The following is a 21,185-nucleotide window of genomic DNA, read 5'->3' on the forward strand; positions in this document are numbered from 1 at the left end:
AACTACGGCTTTGGTGGGGCACGGATGAAATGGCAGTATTATAACCCATTTTATGTTACGTACCGAGGCAAAGGAAGCAGGTAAACCACAGAGGCTTTTTATCTGTCTTTGCAGTAAAAAACTGGGGTTTACCTGCGTGGCAGTTGTTAATTTTATATATTTACAGGGATTAATGTAGTAGGACGTTCTTTTTTAAAAAAAGTTGTGGTAAGGTGTGCGCGAAAAAAGGGCAACCGCTGAAAAAAAACGCGTAAATTACTATCCCTTTGGACTTAAACACAAAGGGTATAATAACAACATCTCATCCCTTGGAAATAGCACCGCGCAGAAGTTTGGGTATAATGGAAAAGAGCTTAATGAAGAGCTTGGTATACAATGGTACGACTTCGGTGCTAGAAATTATGATGCTGCTTTAGGTAGATGGATGAACCTTGACCCTTTAGCTAACAAATACTATAATTTGTCTCCATATAATTATACAGCAAATAACCCTATCTTATTCAAAGACCCTGATGGTAGATATATTGATATTTCAGGACTTAATGAAAACCATAAAGTAGCATTTAAGAAGTTTCTAGGAACTAAAGAAGGTCAAAGGTTTTTGATGTTATATGGAAGTGCTGGTCAGGATGTTCTTGGTTTTAAAGTTGAGAAAGATGGCAAATATTCAAGACATACTATTTGGTATCAATCTAAGAAAAGTCAATGGGGTACAAATAAAGGAGGGATGACTATTCCTTACTCTGTCTCTAAAACTGGAAGATCCACTAGGATGCCACTATCTAAAAATATGACTAGTAGATTGTCGTTCTTAGTTTTAATTGGTCCAGGAGAAAAAGACGATGAAGCTCTAGAAACCATTGCCCATGAAAGTTTTCTACATGTAGAGGAAAGAAGTAAGAAATTTGATTCTCTCATAGATAAATTTTTAAGTGGTGGTTACAAGGATACAGCCAAAAATAAAGGAACTAGTGAGGCATTCCAATTTACTTTAGATTTAACGGAGTTACTTAATAGTGATGAAGAAACTAAGGAAGAGCATAAGTTCTTTGTTAATGGAAAAAGTGTGTCTTATGAGAACTTCGTTAAAGAGTTAGGTTCATTGTTTAAGAAACATTCAGATAAAGAAAAAGAGAAAACCAAGAAAAATGAAAATAAATAAAACTTTTTTTAGTCTTTTAGTTGTATGCTTTTTATTAAAATCGTGTACTCCTAATCAAGATAATGATGAGCATAAGATTGATGTTTTAAAAAGCACTCACAAGAATGGTAAGTTGAAAGATGTATCTTGGGTGACTGCGGGAAATACCGAAGGTAAATCATATTTCTTTAAAGATAATGGAGAAATATATGCAGAATTTAATTTAAAAGGTGGTTTTAAAAATGGGAAAGCAATAACCTATGATAAAGGGTTAGTTTTAAGTGAGGAAAACTATCTTAATGATAAACTTAACGGTGATGCGAAATATTATGATAATGGAAAATTGGAGATAGATGGTTATTTTCGAGATGATTTAAAAGTTGGAATTTGGAACTATTTTTATAATACTAAATTAGTATTATCAGAACTTTACGAAAGAGGTAATTTACAACAGGTTATTTATAAAGATGTAAAACATTTTGAAAATATTAAAAATATTCCTCCTAAAGCCCCGCAAATTGAAATTTAGTGGTCAGCGTAATGGCAATTAGTTAAAGGAAATTTAAATAAAAAACGGTACTATAAAAACCATTTGCAATGGCGGGTAGTAAAGTTTAAAAATAATTAAAGATAAAGCCACAGCAGAAATGTTGTGGTTTTGTTGTTTTTTAGGAGTAGGCTTTTTTGGTTTTAGTATCTCTAATAAAGGCATCAATAATTTTAACTATTGTACTTTTATCATCGTTGTTAAGTCTTTGTATTTCTTTCATGCGATTAACCATAGTAACATCTACTACCTCTAAATTACCATCTTCTGATACCAAATAATCCAAAGAAACATTTAATACTTGTGCTATTTTTTTAGCATTTTCAACAGATGGAATTATATCATCCCTTTCATACTTAGAAATTGCATCACGAGAAACACCAACGAACTTGGCAACATCAATTTGAGATAACTTCTTCTCTTTTCTAATCTTGGTAATTTTCTGTCCTAAAGTCATAGAATAGTCTACTTATTATACTATAAACCGTATAAAACTATACGTTTTAGGCAAATATAATCAAATAAAGATAGTATTGTCTTGTTTTTATCAATAGTAATATCTAATATTGCAGAGTAAACAATACAAAAAATAGAATTATCGACATTTTGTATAAAATTATTTTCTATGACTTCGTTAGATACTTCCAACTCCAACAACTACCAGTACACCACAAAACACTTAGAAATCCACATTTTAGGAGGTATAAAAACCAATAAACTAGAGAGTTTACGAGTAACCGTATCTATACAAAAGCTGAAATCAGAAAAAATATTACGTCATAACATAGACTTATATAATGACAATCAGGTAGAAAAGTTTGTTAGAAAAGTAGCAGAACGATTAGAAATAGGAACAAGTATTGTTAGAAAAACATTACAAGAACTTACCAAAGAATTAGAGGCTTACCGTTTTTTACTACTTAAAAATGAAGAAGAACAGGCAATGCCTGTCTATAAACAATTAAACGCTAGTGAAGAGAAAGAAGCTATCGACTTTTTAAAAAAGGGAAAGTTGCTAACAAGGACAAATGAGTACATCGGCAAAAGTGGTGTTATAGGGGAAGACATTAACCGCTTGCTGATGTATCTCATTTTTACCAGTAGAAAAACTAACAATCCGTTACACTGTATTAGTTTAGGGAGTTCGGGAGCAGGAAAAACCCACTTACAAAGTAAGGTTGCAGAGCTAATACCCGAAGAAGACAAAGTAGAGATAACGGTATTATCTGCCAATGCTTTTTATTACTTCAATCGTACAGAATTACAACACAAATTAATATTAATAGAAGATTTAGACGGCGCAGAGTCTGTACTCTATCCACTTCGAGAATTACAAAGTAAAAAACGAATTACAAAAACGGTAGTTCATAAAGACAGCAAAGGAACTACCAAAACTATACACTTAACGGTTGAAGGTCCTGTATCTGTTGCAGGTTGTACCACGCAAGAAAGCATTTACGAAGATAATAGCAATCGTAGTTTTTTACTATACATTGATGAAAGCGAAGAGCAAGACAAACGTATTATGAATTACCAACGCGCCGTATCGGCGGGACAGGTAAACGAGGAAGAAGAATATTTAGCTTCGGAGCTTCTAAAAAATGTACAACGAGTATTACAACCAATACGTGTGATTAATCCTTTTGCTATGTACTTGGAATTACCACAATCCGTTTTTAAACCAAGACGTACAAACTCACATTATTTACAATTTATAGAAGCCATTACCTTTTACAAACAACACCAACGAGAAAAGCAATACGATAAAGAAACAGGCGAAGAGTTTATAGAAACTACCATCGAAGATATAGAAGAAGCTAATGAGTTGATAACAGAAGTACTACTTAGAAAAAGTGATACTATTACAGGTGCTTGCAGAAACCATTTAGAGAACTTAAAAAAGTACTTACAAGAAAAAGAGCAAACACAGTTTACTAATACAGAAATCAGAAGGAATTTAAGAGTAAAACAAACCACATTACAACGTTATCACAAACAACTATTACTAGAGGGTTATATTAAAAAAGTTAAAGGAAAGAAAGGACAAACCTATTACTATGAGATTATAGATGTAAACGAATACACATCACTTAAAGAGCAGATAAACAAAGCTTTAAAAGAGTGTTTGCAAGGCATCAACTTACCCACTTAACCACTACTTATCCACTTACAAAACGGTTAAGTTAAAGTGCTTATAATAAAACATTTATTAAGAGTTAACCGCAAAACTCCAAAAAAGGTCAAGCGATGAAAAAATTAAAACTAGAAAACGAAATCTATAGAACACTAGTTGCCAATTACAAAGAATGGTTAGATATATTGGGTTATGCAGAAAGCACGGTGTATTATTTACCCAATCATTTACAAGAGTTCTTTTATTATCTGGAGCAAAATCGAATTAAAACCATCAATCAAATTACTACTAAAACGGTAAAGGAATATTACAGACACCTACAAGAAAGAGGTAACGAGAGAAGAAACGGAGCATTAAGTAAAAGTTATTTAAACAAACATCAACAAGCCTTAAAGAAGTTTAAAGAATATTTACAAAACCACAATCACAAAGGCATTAACATACATCTAAAATCAGAACAAGAGCCTACGGAAGAAAAACTAAACATACTTACACAATCTGAAATCAAAGAATTATTTACAGCCACAAGTTATAGTCATGATACAGCGAAGATACGTATGCGGGATAAAGCCATGTTAGTAGTTTTATACAGTTGTGGACTGCGAAGAAATGAGGCTGTGTACTTAGATACTAGCGATATTTATTTTGATAAAGAACGCATTTTTGTTAGAAAAGGTAAAAACTATAAAGAACGTTTTGTTCCTATTAATCGAAAGAATGCAGAAATATTAGAAGACTATATCTACGAAGCTCGTCCGCAGTTTAAAGATAGTCATGTACATGAAGCTTTATTTATAAATAAGTTTGGTACGCGAATGCAAGGAACAAGCTTCTCTAATCGTTTACAAGCCATTATAAAAGCAAGTGAAAATAAAACCATTACAGAAAAACACATAACCCCACATAGTTTACGCCACTCTATTGCTACTCATTTACTGCAACAAAATGTAAAGCTAGAAAGTATAAAAACCTTTTTAGGACACAGTAGTCTAGAATCTACTCAATTGTACACTCACCTTTTAAAAACTATTGAAAATGAGGGATTATAAAGACTATTTAGAAAAACAAAAGTATAGCAGATCTACTATAAAAAGCTATATTACTGCCAAATCTCGATTTATCGAGTGGAGTAAACGAAACCATACAAGTCCAGAAAGTATAGACTATAAAACCTTCTTAAAATACATTAAGTATTTACAACAAAAAAAGAATACCAAGAAAACGGTAAAACATAAAATAGGAAGCTTAAAAATACACTTTAACTACCTACTATCAGAACATTACAGAACGGACAATCCAATAGAAAGCCTCACTATAAAAGGCGTAAAAAGAGTTGTTAATTACAATACTTTAGAAGCTGACGAATTAGAGGATTTATATTATAGTTACGAGACTGAAAACATAAAAGACCCTTATCATAGATTAACAGCAAAACGCAATAAAATAATCGTTGGTTTATTAGTGTATCAAGGCTTAAACACAACCGAATTAATACACTTAGAATTAGAAGATTTACAGCTTTACAAAGGAAAGATATACATAAAAAGCGGTACAAGAAGTAATGGCAGAACCTTAGAGTTAAAACCGTGGCAAGTCATAGAGTTTTTAGAATACATCAAAGAAATTAGAGAAGAAATCATTACAAGAAAAAGCATCGAAAGTAACCGAGTATTTATCCCGAATAATGCACGATTAGGAAACACTATACAAGGCATTATAAAAAAGCTAAAAAAGACGAATCACAAAGTAAAGAACATACATCAAATACGAGCCTCTGTAATAACCAATTGGTTAAAACACTATAATTTAAGGCAGGTACAAGTATTAGCAGGACATCGTTATATAAGTTCCACAGAAAGGTATGTACAAGACGATTTAGAAAGCCTACACGAAATCGTTAACAACTCCCATCCAATTAATTAACCAAGTGTCTCGCTAAGGCTCGGAATTTAATGTTTTTTATCTCCGTTCCACTCTAATAAAATACGGTTATAAGGTGTTCACTTCATCCCGCCTATTAAAAACATTTATTAAGTCAATCTTCCGTAAACTACAGTTGTCTTAAAAATCTTTTTGCCACCACTTCTATTACGTTCACTCGCAACTACTCTTATTTTTTTAAGATCATTATTTTATACAAAAATACCGCCATAAAAAAATAACCGTTGCTTCATTAGGGCTCGCCGCTGATGCCTCGGGCTACAAGTTTTTTAAAAAGAATTTATAATTGATTTTATAAGGATATTAAAAAACTTTGTGGCGGTTCTGCATGGCTCGTTCCTCACCAATCTGCATCCCCGTCACCCTCGGCGCTCGCTTAGGCTTCGCCCTTAGTTCTCGTTGCACTAAGCTTGGCTAAAGGCTTTATAACCTCTAAAACAAGCCATTCCACTAATGGTTGAAAACCCACGCACCGCCAACCTCTTTTTAAACCATTAGCGGAACGTTTTAAAGCTTGACGATTTAGAGGCTGTTGATGCGAGGAAAATCGACAAGTTTTAAAATGATTTACTTATTGATAATGTTTAATCAAAGCGTTGGAAGTTCGGGTGAAGGGAGTATTTAACATAGAATAGGTTATAACTACGGCTTTGGTGGGGCACGGATGAAATGGCAGTATTATAACCCATTTTATGTTACATACCGAGGCAAAGGAAGCAGGTAAACCACAGAGGCTTTTTATCTGTCTTTGCAGTAAAAAACTGGGGTTTACCTGCGTGGCAGTTGTTAATTTTATATATTTACAGGGATTAATGTAGTAGGACGTTCTTTTTTAAAAAAAGTTGTGGTAAGGTGTGCGCGAAAAAAGGGCAACCGCTGAAAAAAAACGCGTAAATTACTATCCCTTTGGACTTAAACATAAAGGTTACAACAACAACGTCTCATCCCTTGGAAACTCTACTGCGCAGAAGTTTGGGTATAATGGAATGGAACTTAACGAAGAGTTAGGTTTAGAGTGGATGGACTTCGGAGCTAGAAATTATGATGCTAGTTTAGGTAGATGGATGAACCTTGATCCATTAGCAGAAGAAATGAGAAGACACTCGCCTTACAATTACGCGTTTAATAATCCTTTAAGATTTATTGATCCAGATGGAATGAAACCTGAAGATATATATGCATATGATAAAGCGACTGGAAATATAACCCTACAAGAGGTTACTAATGATAAAACTGATACATTAGTAGACAAGGATAGCGGTTCAACCATTTCTTCAAATGTAGATAAAGGGCTTCTAAAAGATGGACAAAATATAAAGAAAAATGGTTTCCAAACAAGTAATGTTAGTGATGGAGGGAAATTGGTTGTAGATATTTCAATGAGCACTAATGAAGAAGTAGTTACAGTTGTTTATAAAAATGATGAAGGCGATAAATATCTAGAAGTAAGACCTTTTGACAATAATAGTGTCGATAGAAATCAAGCAGGTGAAGTCGTACAGATGAATTCGGGTACAAGTCAGGAAATTAAATCTACTTTTACGTCATCTGACGGTTCATTTACGGGAAAACCTATTTATTCAATTCATACACATCCTGGGCATCCTGGTGCACCATCATCAAGTAGTATTGGAGATCCTGATCCATCGGGGGATGATGTAAACATCGCAAAAATGAATAAAGAAATTAATAATGTAGATATTCCTTATTATATAATTGGCGCAAAGAAATCTAACGTATGGGGTAAAACTTCTAATAGAACAAAATATCGTGCTAATGGAAAGGTAACGACAGTCCCATCAAAAAAGTAAAAGTAAAATGAATATAAGATTTAATATAATTTTCACGTTTTTGTTTGTTTTAATGTGTTTTTCATGTAAAACAAGAAGTCAAGTAAGAAATATTGCAGAAAATAATTTTTCAGGTTTAGAAATAAAAAAAGTATTACAAATTGTAGAAAAAAATAATAGATTAGATTTTAGTGGTCGATATTATCATTTACGTCAAAGTAAAAAGTATAATGATAGTACGTATGCTTATAATTTGATAGTGAATTCTAAACTTCCATCCAAAGATGATTTTTTATCTGATTATATAAAATATAAGGACACATTTATTTTCATATATGATAGCAGTACGAAAATCAGTGCTGAGAAATCTGAATACTTAACAAAGAATAATTTATTTTCAAAGAGTAATGAATCACCATTATTTTTTTCTGATTCAAAGTTTATGAACTTAATGGTTGAGAAAGTAAATAATGAATTTATTGTAAACGAAATGAGGTTGTTTCTTCAAAAAGGAGAGGAAATCAAAGAGGATGAAACTACAGATTTTTAGTAATCTCCCTGCTAATTGACATTTAGCGATAGCGTAATGGCAATTATTTAAAGGAAATTTAAGTAGAAAACGGTACTATGAATGCCATTTATTCACGAGAATTCTATTTTTAAAATCGGAGTTCATCAATTCACTCTGTTCGGGTGCAATGGCGAGTAGTAAAGTTTAAAAATAATAAAGATAAAGCCACAGCAGCGATGTTGTGGTTTTGTTGTTTTTTAGGAGTATGCTTTTTTGGTTAATTAAAAGCGTTTTTGGAAAATTTTAAATTAAAGTAAAGATATCACCGCTAGCGCGGACTTGTAGTCCGTGCCGAGTATGAGTAAGCAATACAGAATTAAAATTTAAAAATAATAAAGATAAAGCCACAGCAGAGATGTTGTGGTTTTGTTGTTTTAAATTCGGTTTTAATTCGTACAAAAAACTGGGGTTTACCTGCGTGGCAGTTGTTAATTTTATATATTTACAGGGATTAATGAGGTAGGACGTTCTTTTTTAAAAAAAGTTGTGGTAAGGTGTGCGCGAAAAAAGGGCAACCGCTGAAAAAAAACGCGTAAATTACTATCCTTTTGGACTTAAACACAAAGGATATAACGGAAATTATAAACCCCTTGGAAACAGCACCGCGCAGAAGTTTGGGTATGTAGGTCAAGAATTGGAGGAGAGTTTAAATTTAAATCTATTAGAAATGGATTGGAGACAATATGCACCAGCAATAGGTAGATTTAACGGAATAGATGCTTTGGCTGATGATTATAGAAATACAACACCCTATTACTATTCTAATAATAATCCAATTTATTTTAGAGATCCAACAGGATTGTATTCACAGCTTCCCTATACTCCAGATTATGAACATAACGCATCAGTTGTTGTAAATGAAAAGGGAAAAGTTACTGATTATAGAGATGATGGAGATCCTAATATATATTTAAATCATAGAGGTGGTTTTATTGTAGGGCAGGAAGAAAAAGGAAAAGAATATAAAAAAGGCGATAAACTTTATGAGATAATAGGAGCAATTGATACATATTTTGAATTAGCTGTAGAAGCAGTTGAAAATCAAAGAAATATTGAGAATTATGCCAAGCTTAAGGGTACTTTTAATTCAAGGTTAAAAAAGATACTTGCTAAAATCAAGATGAACATCCCTCTAAGTAAGTCGGATTATGATTATATGATTAATGCAAATAACTTAGAAGAGACTTTTGGAAAAATTGCGGAGTTTTATGGTTTAAAAACCGGGGAATTAAAGAAAATGTTTAAAAAAATCAAATGGGATAAAACTATTGATGGTGCTACGAATTACGGGTTAAGAACTTTAATAAATGAGGTAACTGGGATAATACCATTTGCGGGGACCGTAGAAGACCCTAGAAATGGCGAAACTTTAGGAGATAAAGTAAAAAACAGATATACAAAAGCGAAAGTGCCAGAGTCTCAAAATCTACCTTATAACTTCCCTAATTATTTAAGAGAAAAGCATAGACACATACAGTTTAAATAGATGAATGTTTCATATAAAAAGATTTATTCTTATGAAGATAAAAGAGTTGATACCGATAAGTATCAACTCTTCTTTATATTTATTTTAAATATAATAATTGTTTTTTTTATCGGATACCTTTTAAATAAATGTTTTCCTCTGGAAAAAAGTTATATTATTGACACAAAGGTTAAAGAGCCAATTAATAAGGAAAATATTGTAGTAGTTTTATTGGTTTATTTATTGGGAGCCATAAAAGAAGAGTTAAAGTATCGATTATTTATAACGAAATTTAATTATGACTTTATATTATTTTCTTTCTCATTACTTTTAATTGATATTATATTTTTAAATCAAGATCTTTTAAAGGCTTCCTTTACAGGTAGTATTTACAGTAATTTACTATATTATTCTTTACTTTTTTTTCTGACTTACTGTATCTATTTTTTATTCAAAAAAACACTTAAGCAAACTTTTACACCTAAAATAAAATATTTTTTTAAGAAATATATTGGATTATTGATTGCTTTAAGTATAGTACTATTTGCACTATGGCATGTTTTCTTTACAAACCAAACAAGAAATTATAGTTCAGTAACTATATTTGGAATGCATTTAATTAATGCTTCATTTTTTACTTTTGTAAGAGTGAAATTTGGACTTGTATATTCTATTTTTTATCATCTATCGTATAATTTATTTTTATATTTTTTAGTGATGTGGATGGTATCAATATTGTGAAAGAATATATCTGAATATAAATACAGGCATTATGATGCTTCGATTGGGAGGTTTGTTGCAATTGATCCATTAGCGACTACTTATGTTTATAATTCTACTTATGCTTTTCAAGAGAATAAATTAGGTCTTGGTACTGAAGTTGAAGGGAAAGAAATGCAACTGCATATGTTGCGAAAGAGCTTGATAAAAAAATGGATGGAGTTGGAATGAAGAAAACAGAAAAATCTGTTGCTTCAAAGCATTTATATAAAATGTACCAGCTTCAAAAAAGTGATAATAAAGGGAAAGCCGAAAGATTTGCTAAAAAATCAGGTTTAGGAGGACTTCATAACGGTCCAGGTGATGCTTTTAGACATTCATTATTTAACGCTTTAAACACCCTCCGCTGATTGACATTTAGCTTAAGCGTAATGACAATTAGTTAAAGGAAGTTTAAATAAAAAACGACACAAAAGTATATAAGAAAAAATAATAGGTTAAAACGACTACTAAGTAGTATCATGCATATTTACTACACGTAGCGAAATTTTATTTTTTCAATCATTATGGCTTTTTTAAAAAGATTTAGACCAACATAATCTACTCATTACCTAAAATTATTAAAACCTAATCTGGTGTATTTTTAAACAAGCATTAAGCACACAAAAATAACGCGTAAATTATTTTACAATTCCATCATTTATATAAAATCAATTAAAAATAAAATATGCACGTTTGATCATTCATTTACGATGATTAAAGAAAATTATGTTTTTAAGTAATCCTTTCCAATTTAATTTTGTGCTAACGCTATAGAACATAAAAAATGGATCAAAAGTTAGAAAAAATAATTAGTGATATTTATGCTGATGCCAAAGTGTCTCCAAAAGAAGTTATAGAACTAAACAAATTTGCCAAAAGAGCTATTGAAGATCTTTTGAGTATTGAAGGCGATAACAGTGTTACCAGTGCTATGTGCAAATCATTTGAAATAACAAATCAACTTGTACAAACGACCTCAATAAAGATGCGAAAACAACAGGAAAGTCTATTAGTAAAAAATTTACTAAAAAGAGTAATCGAATCTCAAGTAGAATTGCTAGAGGCTAATATGAAGCTATTTACCTAAAACACTCCTGCGTACTTTTAAACTAACTTTTAATCAATTACACCTATTTGGTATAATTATAACAACACGTATTCGTAATTGTAAATTATTGTTTTAAAAACTTATTTTGATAGCATGTGTCATAAGCTTACGTTAGCGTGTTTTTACAAACTTTTTAGTTGCATATAACAAAGTAAATACTCGCTATTTATTTCATACCAGAACTTATTATTATCGCCTTATAGGTACAACTTTTTTTCATCTTAAAACACTTATAAAAAAGTGTATTCTTCTACCCAAAATAGAGCGTTATTAAAAGTAATTTTAACCACGTTCATTACATTTTTTATTTAGTATCTTTGGCAGCTCCTTCCACAGCTACCCAAACGCCAAACCCAATAATTAATAAAACATAAAAAATAGCAAATTATGGAATTATCAATCTTTACGGGATCTACGGAATTTATAGCAATCATAAGTATCTCTATTTTTATGGCCATTAGTCCAGGTCCTGACTTTTTTATGGTAACAAGAAATAGCATTGTGTATAATAGAACATCAGGAATCTACTCTGCAATTGGAGTAAGTCTTGCTATATGGCTCCATGTAGCCTATTCAATTGCTGGATTGGCTATTATAATATCGAAATCTATTTTTCTTTTTTCCATTATCAAGTACATTGGAGCAGCTTATTTGATATTTATTGGATTTAAAACAATTATTTCTAAATCAAATTTCAATAAAGAAGCTATTAACAAACAAAAAAACAAGGAGTTAAGCAAGTTCAATTCATTTAAAAATGGTTTTATTACCAATGCTTTAAACCCTAAAGCAACCATTTTTTTCTTAAGTATTTTTACGCAAATAGTAAATGTTGATACCCCTTTACTTATTCAAGTTATTTACGGGGCAATTATTTCTATTGTACATTTTATTTGGTTCTCGAGTGTTGCTTACTTCTTTTCGCATCCAGTAATTTTAAATAAGTTTCAACGATATCAAAAAAAGATTGAAATGTTTGTTGGAGCAGCGTTAATTCTCTTCGGAATAAAAGTAGCCTTTACAAAATCAAGTTAAATTTACAGGCAACAAACGTGATGATAAAAATTACATTTTTATAAAGGTTCTTTTTTGCACTAATGAAAACGAACTTTTAACAACGTTACAACCACTTTATATGTTTTAATAAGGTGGTTTTTTATAAAATAATGATTATTTTATAAATATAACTTCTTCTTTTTGTACTCAAGTTTATGGTTTCACGTTAAATTTAAACCTCCATTTATTTAACAACTAATGTTACTTAACAATTGGAAATCGTTAAAAACAACGGTACTCCATTTTCAATACATAGTAATTTAGCATCTTTTTTTTATGCAAAAAAAATGCCTTAGTTCATATATGAATCTAAAACATTTTTTGGGGAATAAATAATTTATACAAGGATTGTAAACATATAAAAAATAAATTTATTATCCAAATTAACTAGGTGAAAAAATCGCCACCCACCTATTTAAACCAGTGTAATACAACCCCATAAACCACTTAATAAAATACTCTCTTTATATGAATAAAAAAACACCCTGAATTCTTAATAGAGTACTCGGGGTGTTCGCTTTAAAGGACAAAAGTTTTTATGAGAAAACAACTATATTTTATAGCCGTTATTTTTTTGACACCATAATTTTAAGTAAGTCACCAAAAAAAATAAAAAATGTAAAACTATTTTAGTTCTCTTTATTTATTTAATTCTAAAAACACTTTAAAATAAAAAAACACCTTTGGAACTTATGGAAGGGAACTTTAGGTGTTTCTTTTAAGGGATTAAGGTTATTCGCGAAAACAACATATTATTATATATGCTTGTTACAGATAAGACACATAATTTTCTTGTAGGTCACAAAAAAATATAAAAAAAAAACAATATCCTAAAAAACGTTGCTAGCTACTACATAAAACCATAGCCTTAGAAAATAAAATAGTACCAATTATCGTATTCTGAGAAATATCATTTAGAGTATAATTAAGAAGAAGGAAAACAATATATTTTAAAGTATTTCATAAAAAAAACATCATAAGATCTAAAAAGAATCTAAGATGTTTTTGAAGGGAAATTTGGGAAAACAACTATTATTTATGGTTGCTATTTATTTGACACATTTTTTTGGGTTAAGTCACTTTAACTTCAAAAAATAAAAGCAATAGCCACAACTTATACTGTAAAGTGATTTTAAAAAAAGAGTAAAGCTTAGTTTTAAAACAATATGACTGATATTATGAAGTATATCACGGAAAGTGCTCCATAAACAAAAAAACATCATAAGATCTAAAAAGAATCTAAGATGTTTTTTAAGGGAAACTAATAATAACAACTACTATTTATGGTTGCTATTTATTTGACACATTTTTTTGGGTTAGGTCACTTTAAACTTCAAAAAATAAAAGCAATAGCAACAACTTATACTGTAAAGTGATTTTTAAAAAAAGAGTAAAGCTTAGTTTTAAAACAATATGACTGATATTATGAAGTATATCACGGAAAGTGCTCCATAAACAAAAAAACATCATAAGACCTAAACAGAATCTAAGATGTTTTTGAAGGGAAACTAATAATAACAACTACTATTTATGGTTGCTATTCATTTGACACATTTTTTTGGGTTAGGTCACTTTAAACTTCAAAAAATAAAAGCAATAGCCCCAACTTGTACTGTAAAGTGATTTTTAAAAAAAAGAGTAAAGCATTGTTTTAAAACAATATGACTGATATTATAAAGTGCATCACGGAAAGTGCTCCATAAACAAAAAAACATCATAAGATCTAAAAAGAATCTAAGATGTTTTTTAAGGGAAACTAATAATAACAACTACTATTTATGGTTGCTATTTATTTGACACATTTTTTTGGGTTAGGTCACTTTAAACTTCAAAAAATAAAAGCAATAGCCCCAACTTGTACTGTAAAGTGATTTTTAAAAAAAGAGTAAAGCATTGTTTTAAAACAATATGACTGATATTATAAAGTGCATCACGGAAAGTGCTCCATAAAGAAAAAAACATCATAAGATCTAAAAAGAACCTTAGATGTTTTTAAAGGGAAATTTGGGAAAACAACTATTATAATAATCGTTGCTGTTTATATGACACATTTTTTTGTATTAGGTCACCTAAACATTCCAAAGAAAATAAAAAATATTGATAGTTCACTACTATAAATTAATATTTTATTTTCATTTATTACAAAATCATAAAAAAAGCCCCTATAAATGGGGCTTTTTTTAATTTTTAAACTCTGATAGTTTTTCTTTTTTCTTTTTTGCCAATTGACCATCAATGTAAAATTCCCATTTACCAACACGCTTTCCATCTTTATACATCCCTTTTTCCTTGAGAGCTCCTTTTACATCAAAATATTTCGCTTCTCCATTAAGTTTGCCATTATCATAAATCAACGCCTCTAAAAGTGTTCCAGATTCTGTATATATTTTAGAAGTACCATGTTTCAATCCGTGCTGATAATAGGTTTCTTCCGTTAGCCTTCCGTTGGGGTAATAATTTTTTACAACACCATTGTATTCATTGTCAGTAAAATTTTCTTCGGACATCACATGGCCATCTAAAAAATAATAAAGCCACTTCCCTTCTCTTTTCTTACCTAACATTTTCCCTTCAGATTTCAGTTTTCCATGACGTGTGTAAAATTTAACATTTGCCAAACCATCTGCTCCAGAAAAATCTTTAACGATAGTAGGTTGTGATTTTGATCTTATAGAATAAAATTTAAAAACACCTACCTCTTTTCCATTTTCAAATTGTCCTTTATATCGAATATTACCATTTTTATACTTCTTTTTCCATACGCCCGTTCTTTTTCCATTTTCATCAAGCTGATTTATTTTTTGTGCAAAGGCAACGTTACTTACCAATAAACCTAAAATAATAGCTTTCAGAAATACACTATCTAACTTTATCATTCTAAATTAATCTTTAATCACCGACAAATTTACATAAACTATACCAAAATGAAATCTTAAAATAAAACTTCTCTCTTAATAATCAATTTAATATTAATAGGTTATATCGTTTAAAACCGAAAAATATTGTAACAAAAGCACAAAGTTTATAAACAAAAGAATCTCTAAAACTACTTTTAATGAACATTTGATTATAATTTATGTAAAAAAATGATGCATCTAAAGTAGATAGTTTCTTCAATTTTTAAAAAGGTAACAATGCTTTTGTAAAGGTGAAAGTTAGTACACCAAATGGGAAATGATTTTAAAAATCATTTTTAGTTTAACTTAGTAAGTGCATTTAAAAAAATTACTATTGTGGCAAGCGCTTTTTCAATTCCTCTATCATTCGATAAGTCGCTGGACAAACCTCCGTATTTTTAACAGTGATATTGGCTAATTGAATAAACTTTTTTCTATTCGTATGTGGGTATTCAGAACATGCTTTTGGACGCACATCATAAATAAAACAACTGTTATCATTTTCGTCTAAAAAAGGGCATGGCGCTGTTTTCAAAACATGAAAATCGTCTTCATCAATTTTTAAATATTGTGCTGTAAAGTCCGCTACTTTCATTTTTAAATGCTTCGCAATTCGCTCAATATCTTTATAGGTAAACATAGGACTGGTTGTTTTGCAACAATTAGCGCATGTTAAGCAATCTGTTCGTTCAAACTCATCATTGTGAATTTCTTGCATCACCAAATCCAAGCGTTTAGGCGTTCTTTTTTTTAACCTTTTAAAATACTTTATATTTTCTTGCTTAGCTTCTTTTGCTAATTGTGTTAAATTTTCTAGATCCTTATCAATCATCAAATACCGTTTTACCCATAAAAAACCTACAATCTACCTCTTTTCCTTTATGTTTGAGTATGCCTGTCTTTTAGACTACAAAAGTACCTATAAAAATGTTAGAATCAGTTTAAATATCATCCAAATAATTTACGTAATTTTGCACTTCAATTTATGATAGTTAATGAATATTCAAAACGTATTAGCAACTAAAGTAAAAGAGGTTTTTTTAGCCTTGTATGAGGTAGCAATCCCCTCGGTAGAGTTTCAAACAACTCGAAAAGATTTTGAAGGTGATATTACAGTGGTTATTTTTCCACTATTGCGATATAAAAAAGGAAATCCGGTTCAAATAGGTGAAGAAATAGGAACGTATTTGGTTGAACATGTTGAAGAGGTTACCAGTTATAACGTGGTAAAGGGGTTTCTTAACCTGGTAATTGCCGATAGCTTTTACATTAATTTTTTTAATACCATTGCTAAAAACAAAACTTATGGATATGCAAAAGCCAATAGTTTAGATGCCCGCATGGTAGAATACTCTTCTCCAAATACCAATAAGCCTTTGCATTTAGGACATGTAAGAAACGTACTACTTGGGTATGCTGTTTCGGAAATTTTAAAAGCAGCTGGGCATACGGTATATAAAACCCAAATTATCAACGATCGGGGTATCCATATTTGTAAGTCTATGTTAGCCTGGAAAGCGTTTGGTAATGGCGAAACACCTGAGTCAACTGGTTTAAAAGGAGATAAACTTGTTGGTAATTACTACGTAAAGTTTGATCAAGAGTATAAAAAAGAGGTTACTATACTTGTTGATAAAGGAACTTCCGAAGACGATGCTAAAAAACAAGCTCCACTATTTTTAGAAGCACAAGAAATGTTAAGAAAATGGGAAGCTGGTGACCAAGAAGTGGTTTCTCTTTGGGAAATGATGAATGGATGGGTATACAATGGTTTCGATGTTACTTACAAGAATATTGGTGTAGATTTTGATAAACTTTACTACGAAAGTAATACTTATCTGTTAGGTAAAGACGTTATTGAGAAAGGTCTTAAAGAGAACGTTTTCTTTAAAAAAGAAGATGGTTCTGTTTGGTGTGACTTAACAGCGGATGGACTTGATGAAAAGCTAGTACTTCGTTCTGATGGTACCGCCGTTTATATGACGCAAGATATTGGAACTGCCATTCAAAGATCAAAAGACTTTACGGATTTAAATGGTATGGTATATACCGTTGGAAATGAACAAGATTATCACTTCAAAGTATTATTTTTAATACTTAAAAAATTAGGTTATACTTGGTCTGACCAACTATATCATTTAAGTTATGGAATGGTTGATTTACCTTCTGGAAAAATGAAATCAAGAGAAGGAACCGTAGTAGATGCCGATGATTTAATGAATGAGATGGCCGATACTGCTAAAGAAATTTCTCAAGAACTTGGTAAGCTAGAAGGCTACTCTGTAGAAGAAAAAGAATCTTTATACAGAACTATTGGCTTAGGGGCTCTAAAATATTTTATTTTAAAGGTAGACCCTAAAAAAAGAATTTTATTTGACCCTAAAGCTTCTGTTGATTTTCAAGGAAACACAGGTCCTTTTGTGCAATATACCTATGCTAGAATTCAGTCTATTTTGAGAAAAGCTGAGTTTGATTACAGTAAAGAAATTGTGGGTATTAAATTACACGAAAAGGAAAAAGAATTAATTAAACATCTTGAATTTTTCCCCGATACTATTAGGCAAGCAGCAAAACAGTACTCTCCTGCTTTGATTGCTAACTATACTTATGATTTGGTAAAAGGATTCAATTCACTATATCAAAATGTATCAATTTTAGGAGAAGAAAATCAGGATAAAAAAATATTTAGAGTTCAGCTATCCGATAAAGTTGGACAAACCATAAATTTGGCATTCAAATTATTAGGAATTAAGGTTCCTGATAGAATGTAGTAAGTTCATTTAAAATTTTCGTTTTACTAATGAATTACGATGTTTCTTTATTGTTCGTGAATTATATAGATAATGCATGCATAGCAAATAATAGAAATGTCAAGAAAAGATCAACTTGGACTCAGAAATAAATTAAATTGATGAATCAAAAGTAAAGCAGCGGTTAGAAAATCTATGCTTTCCATAAAATTAAGTAAACAACTAAAACATGAAATACGACGTACTAGTAATTGGAAGTGGTCCTGGAGGTTACGTAACTGCCATTAGAGCATCACAATTAGGATTTAAAACGGCCATAGTTGAAAGAGAAAAATTAGGTGGTATCTGCCTAAACTGGGGATGTATTCCTACCAAAGCTTTATTAAAATCTGCACAAGTATATGATTATTTAAAGCATGTTGATGACTACGGCTTAAAAGCTGAGGCTATTGACAAGGATTTTGATGCGGTGGTAAAACGTAGTCGTAATGTTGCTGATGGAATGAGTAATGGGGTTAAATTCTTAATGAAAAAAAATAAAATTGATGTAATTAGTGGTGTTGCAAAACTAAAACCAGGTAAAAAAGTTGATGTTACTGCTACTGAAGATGGTAAAGTTACCGAATATTCAGCTGATCATATTGTAATTGCCACAGGTGCACGTTCTCGTGAATTGCCAAACTTACCTCAAGATGGTAAAAAAGTAATTGGTTACCGTGAAGCAATGACCTTACCTGAACAACCAAAGTCGATGATTGTTGTTGGGTCAGGTGCTATTGGTGTTGAGTTTGCTCATTTTTACAATTCTATGGGAACACAAGTAACGCTAGTTGAATTTATGCCAACTATTGTTCCTATTGAAGATAAAGATGTATCTAAACAAATGGAACGTTCTTTCAAAAAAGCTGGAATTAAAGTAATGACAAACTCTTCCGTAGAGTCTATTGATACTTCTGGCAATGGCGTAAAGGCTACTGTTAAAACGAAAAAAGGAGAGCAAGTATTAGAAGCTGATATTGTTTTATCGGCTGTAGGTATTAAAACAAATATTGAAAATGTAGGTTTAGAAGATGTTGGAATTATTACTGATAAGGATAAGATTTTAGTAAATGATTTCTACCAAACAAACATTCCTGGATATTATGCTATTGGTGATGTTACTCCTGGTCCTGCATTAGCGCACGTTGCTTCTGCTGAAGGTATTACTTGCGTTGAGAAAATTGCAGGTTTACACACAGAAACTATTGACTATGGAAACATTCCTGGATGTACTTATGCAACACCTGAAATTGCTTCTGTTGGTTTAACGGAAGACAAAGCAAAAGAGCAAGGATATGATATTAAAGTTGGTAAATTTCCATTCTCTGCTTCTGGTAAAGCGAAAGCGGCAGGTGCTTATGATGGCTTTGTAAAGGTAATTTTCGACGCTAAATATGGTGAATGGTTAGGTTGTCATATGATTGGTGCTGGTGTTACTGATATGATTGCGGAAGCAGTGGTTGCTCGTAAACTTGAAACAACGGGTCATGAAGTATTAAAGGCCATCCACCCTCACCCAACGATGAGTGAAGCGGTTATGGAAGCTGTGGCCGATGCTTATGACGAGGTAATTCACTTATAATTCTTTGTAAGATTAAAGATCACTGCTTGGTGAGTAGTGACATGATATAAAAAACCTCATCGAATTTAGATTCTATGAGGTTTTTCATTTTCTAAGGATAAAGTTTAAACGCTATTGGTTTTCTAACTTTTCTAATCTCTTATAAACTTCTAAAAGTTTTTGATTTAGCTGTTTTATTTCAATATTTTCTTTTTTCAATTGCTCAATTTCTTTTTGTTGCCCAATCGTATACAAAGTCAATTCTTCAATCTTTTGTAATAATTTCGCATCCATTGCGCCTAAATAAAATCCGTCTTTAGCTACTTCTTCTGCACTTGGGATATCTTTTAAATGCCCTTTTTCTTTAATATGGTTTTCTACTTCGGTAAGAGTTGGAAGGTTATAATTTTCATAAAAAACGAAGTCGGACCAGTTTGAAAAAGTTGCGACTTTCACCTCCTCTGCCACTATTTTACCTTTAACTCCTAGCTTAAATCCCTTGGTATTTGCAGTGCCTATACCTAAATTTCCATTTGCCAGTAATGTCATTCTCCTTTGTCCATGAGAATCCCAACCAAATAAAGGTCTATTTAAAGCGGGTTTTCCTTCAATTCTTGAATCAAAAGTCATTATAGGCTTATCCCCTTGATCATTACCTTCTTTTATCCATCCACTCAAATACAATGCCGCTCTATTATCAGATGTATGTCTACCAATAAGATTGGGTATAAATTGACCATTTGTACCTGTAGCGTTATTTATCATAAAAAAATCATCAGGAGCATCTTTTGTCTGTAGTTTAATGAATGATTCGTAACTACTTGGTCTTGTTAAAATATCTAATTTAGCTTCTGGACTTCTATTTCCAATTCCTATATTTCCATCATGTCTGAGCGTAAGTGTTTTATTACTTCCATAGCCAATATCTAAATTTGCATAGGGTCTATTATCTCTTGTTGTAAAAAACCAATCGGAACCACTGTGTGTAACAGGAGCAATAGATAGTCTTTTTTGTTCTATTTCTTTTTCTGGTCCTCCGGTGTGTTTACTATCTCCTATTTGTAAAGTTGCGTTGGGCGCTGTTGTTCCAACCCCTACATTTCCATTTTGATGTAAAACAAATTCTCCTGCTGCCGTTTTAAATAACAATCCATAATAACCTGCTAGTTGAACAGCCGCATAATTTGCATTTGGCATGGTTACATTACTTCTCCCTAAACCATACCATGGACTATTGTTATTTTTTTGTTGGTTGTATAACAAAATATTCACCTTGAGCTTTTGCTTTCATACCCATTCCTAAGAAAGCTAAAAATGTGATTTTTAATATTAATTTCATCTGAATTTATAATTTGATGTATGTTGATGTTTGGGGCAAGTAATTGCATACGGTTTTAACTTTTTAAGTTAGTACCAAACTGCA

17 protein-coding genes are annotated in these 21,185 nt (G+C 31.2%); 13 read left to right on the forward strand and 4 right to left on the reverse strand.

What is annotated here, in order from left to right:
- Positions 1-214: 214 nt before the first annotated feature.
- Both ACSIGE_RS02880 and ACSIGE_RS02885 read left to right on the forward strand, forming a co-directional pair.
- Positions 215-1,162: an RHS repeat domain-containing protein gene (locus tag ACSIGE_RS02880; protein WP_440881294.1), complete on the forward strand. Its 948-nt coding sequence runs from the start codon at positions 215-217 to the stop codon at positions 1,160-1,162.
- Entirely contained in the window at positions 1,149-1,670 is a 522-nt protein-coding gene (locus ACSIGE_RS02885) for a toxin-antitoxin system YwqK family antitoxin (RefSeq protein WP_440881289.1), read from the forward strand. The genes ACSIGE_RS02880 and ACSIGE_RS02885 overlap by 14 nt, the downstream gene beginning before the upstream one ends.
- A 139-nt stretch (positions 1,671-1,809) precedes the next feature.
- On the opposite strand, the gene ACSIGE_RS02890 is transcribed toward ACSIGE_RS02885, so the two are convergent.
- Positions 1,810-2,145, reverse strand: a complete 336-nt coding sequence (locus ACSIGE_RS02890; RefSeq protein WP_440881290.1) for a helix-turn-helix domain-containing protein — start codon at positions 2,143-2,145, stop codon at positions 1,810-1,812.
- A 168-nt stretch (positions 2,146-2,313) separates the two neighbouring features.
- Here ACSIGE_RS02890 and ACSIGE_RS02895 point away from each other — a divergent pair, with 168 nt between their 5' ends.
- The 9 genes from ACSIGE_RS02895 (at position 2,314) to ACSIGE_RS02935 (ending at position 12,494) form a co-directional block, all read left to right on the forward strand.
- Positions 2,314-3,840: a hypothetical protein gene (locus ACSIGE_RS02895; protein WP_440881291.1), complete on the forward strand. Its 1,527-nt coding sequence runs from the start codon at positions 2,314-2,316 to the stop codon at positions 3,838-3,840.
- Between the two features lie 95 nt (positions 3,841-3,935).
- On the forward strand, positions 3,936-4,871 hold the full coding sequence (locus ACSIGE_RS02900) for a tyrosine-type recombinase/integrase (protein WP_440881292.1): 936 nt from the start codon (positions 3,936-3,938) through the stop codon (positions 4,869-4,871).
- On the forward strand, positions 4,858-5,745 hold the full coding sequence (locus tag ACSIGE_RS02905) for a tyrosine-type recombinase/integrase (protein ID WP_440881293.1): 888 nt from the start codon (positions 4,858-4,860) through the stop codon (positions 5,743-5,745). Before ACSIGE_RS02900 ends, ACSIGE_RS02905 begins: the two co-directional genes overlap by 14 nt.
- An 872-nt stretch (positions 5,746-6,617) precedes the next feature.
- The gene (locus ACSIGE_RS02910; protein ID WP_440881295.1) at positions 6,618-7,574 is read left to right on the forward strand and encodes an RHS repeat-associated core domain-containing protein; all 957 of its coding nucleotides are present in this window, start codon (positions 6,618-6,620) and stop codon (positions 7,572-7,574) included.
- 7 nt (positions 7,575-7,581) lie between these two features.
- A complete protein-coding gene (locus ACSIGE_RS02915) occupies positions 7,582-8,103 on the forward strand; it encodes a hypothetical protein (protein WP_440881296.1) in 522 nt (173 codons plus the stop codon).
- A 517-nt stretch (positions 8,104-8,620) separates the two neighbouring features.
- Positions 8,621-9,610, forward strand: coding sequence for an RHS repeat-associated core domain-containing protein (locus tag ACSIGE_RS02920; protein ID WP_440881297.1), 990 nt, complete (start codon positions 8,621-8,623; stop codon positions 9,608-9,610).
- Between the two features lie 911 nt (positions 9,611-10,521).
- Positions 10,522-10,719, forward strand: a complete 198-nt coding sequence (locus ACSIGE_RS02925) for a hypothetical protein (protein WP_440881298.1) — start codon at positions 10,522-10,524, stop codon at positions 10,717-10,719.
- Between the two features lie 416 nt (positions 10,720-11,135).
- Positions 11,136-11,438, forward strand: coding sequence for a hypothetical protein (locus ACSIGE_RS02930; protein ID WP_440881299.1), 303 nt, complete (start codon positions 11,136-11,138; stop codon positions 11,436-11,438).
- 408 nt (positions 11,439-11,846) lie between these two features.
- The gene (locus ACSIGE_RS02935) at positions 11,847-12,494 is read left to right on the forward strand and encodes a LysE family translocator (protein WP_440881300.1); all 648 of its coding nucleotides are present in this window, start codon (positions 11,847-11,849) and stop codon (positions 12,492-12,494) included.
- Between the two features lie 2,201 nt (positions 12,495-14,695).
- Here ACSIGE_RS02935 and ACSIGE_RS02940 read toward each other — a convergent pair.
- A complete protein-coding gene (locus tag ACSIGE_RS02940) occupies positions 14,696-15,391 on the reverse strand; it encodes a toxin-antitoxin system YwqK family antitoxin (protein ID WP_440881301.1) in 696 nt (231 codons plus the stop codon).
- Positions 15,392-15,743: 352 nt separating this feature from the next.
- Complete coding sequence (locus ACSIGE_RS02945; protein ID WP_440882177.1) at positions 15,744-16,241, reverse strand: YkgJ family cysteine cluster protein; 498 nt, start codon at positions 16,239-16,241, stop codon at positions 15,744-15,746.
- Positions 16,242-16,407: 166 nt separating this feature from the next.
- On the opposite strand from ACSIGE_RS02945, the gene argS reads away from it, so the two are divergent.
- Both argS and lpdA read left to right on the forward strand, forming a co-directional pair.
- A complete protein-coding gene (gene argS / locus ACSIGE_RS02950; protein WP_440881302.1) occupies positions 16,408-18,183 on the forward strand; it encodes an arginine--tRNA ligase in 1,776 nt (591 codons plus the stop codon).
- Between the two features lie 208 nt (positions 18,184-18,391).
- Positions 18,392-19,783 (forward strand): dihydrolipoyl dehydrogenase, encoded by a 1,392-nt coding sequence (lpdA, locus tag ACSIGE_RS02955; RefSeq protein ID WP_440881303.1) that lies wholly within the window; start codon positions 18,392-18,394, stop codon positions 19,781-19,783.
- Between the two features lie 111 nt (positions 19,784-19,894).
- On the opposite strand, the gene ACSIGE_RS02960 is transcribed toward lpdA, so the two are convergent.
- Positions 19,895-21,034, reverse strand: a complete 1,140-nt coding sequence (locus ACSIGE_RS02960; RefSeq protein WP_440881304.1) for a hypothetical protein — start codon at positions 21,032-21,034, stop codon at positions 19,895-19,897.
- Positions 21,035-21,185 lie beyond the last annotated feature (151 nt).

The sequence above is a fragment of the Tenacibaculum profundi genome, from assembly GCF_052050075.1.
Lineage (GTDB): Bacteria > Bacteroidota > Bacteroidia > Flavobacteriales > Flavobacteriaceae > Polaribacter.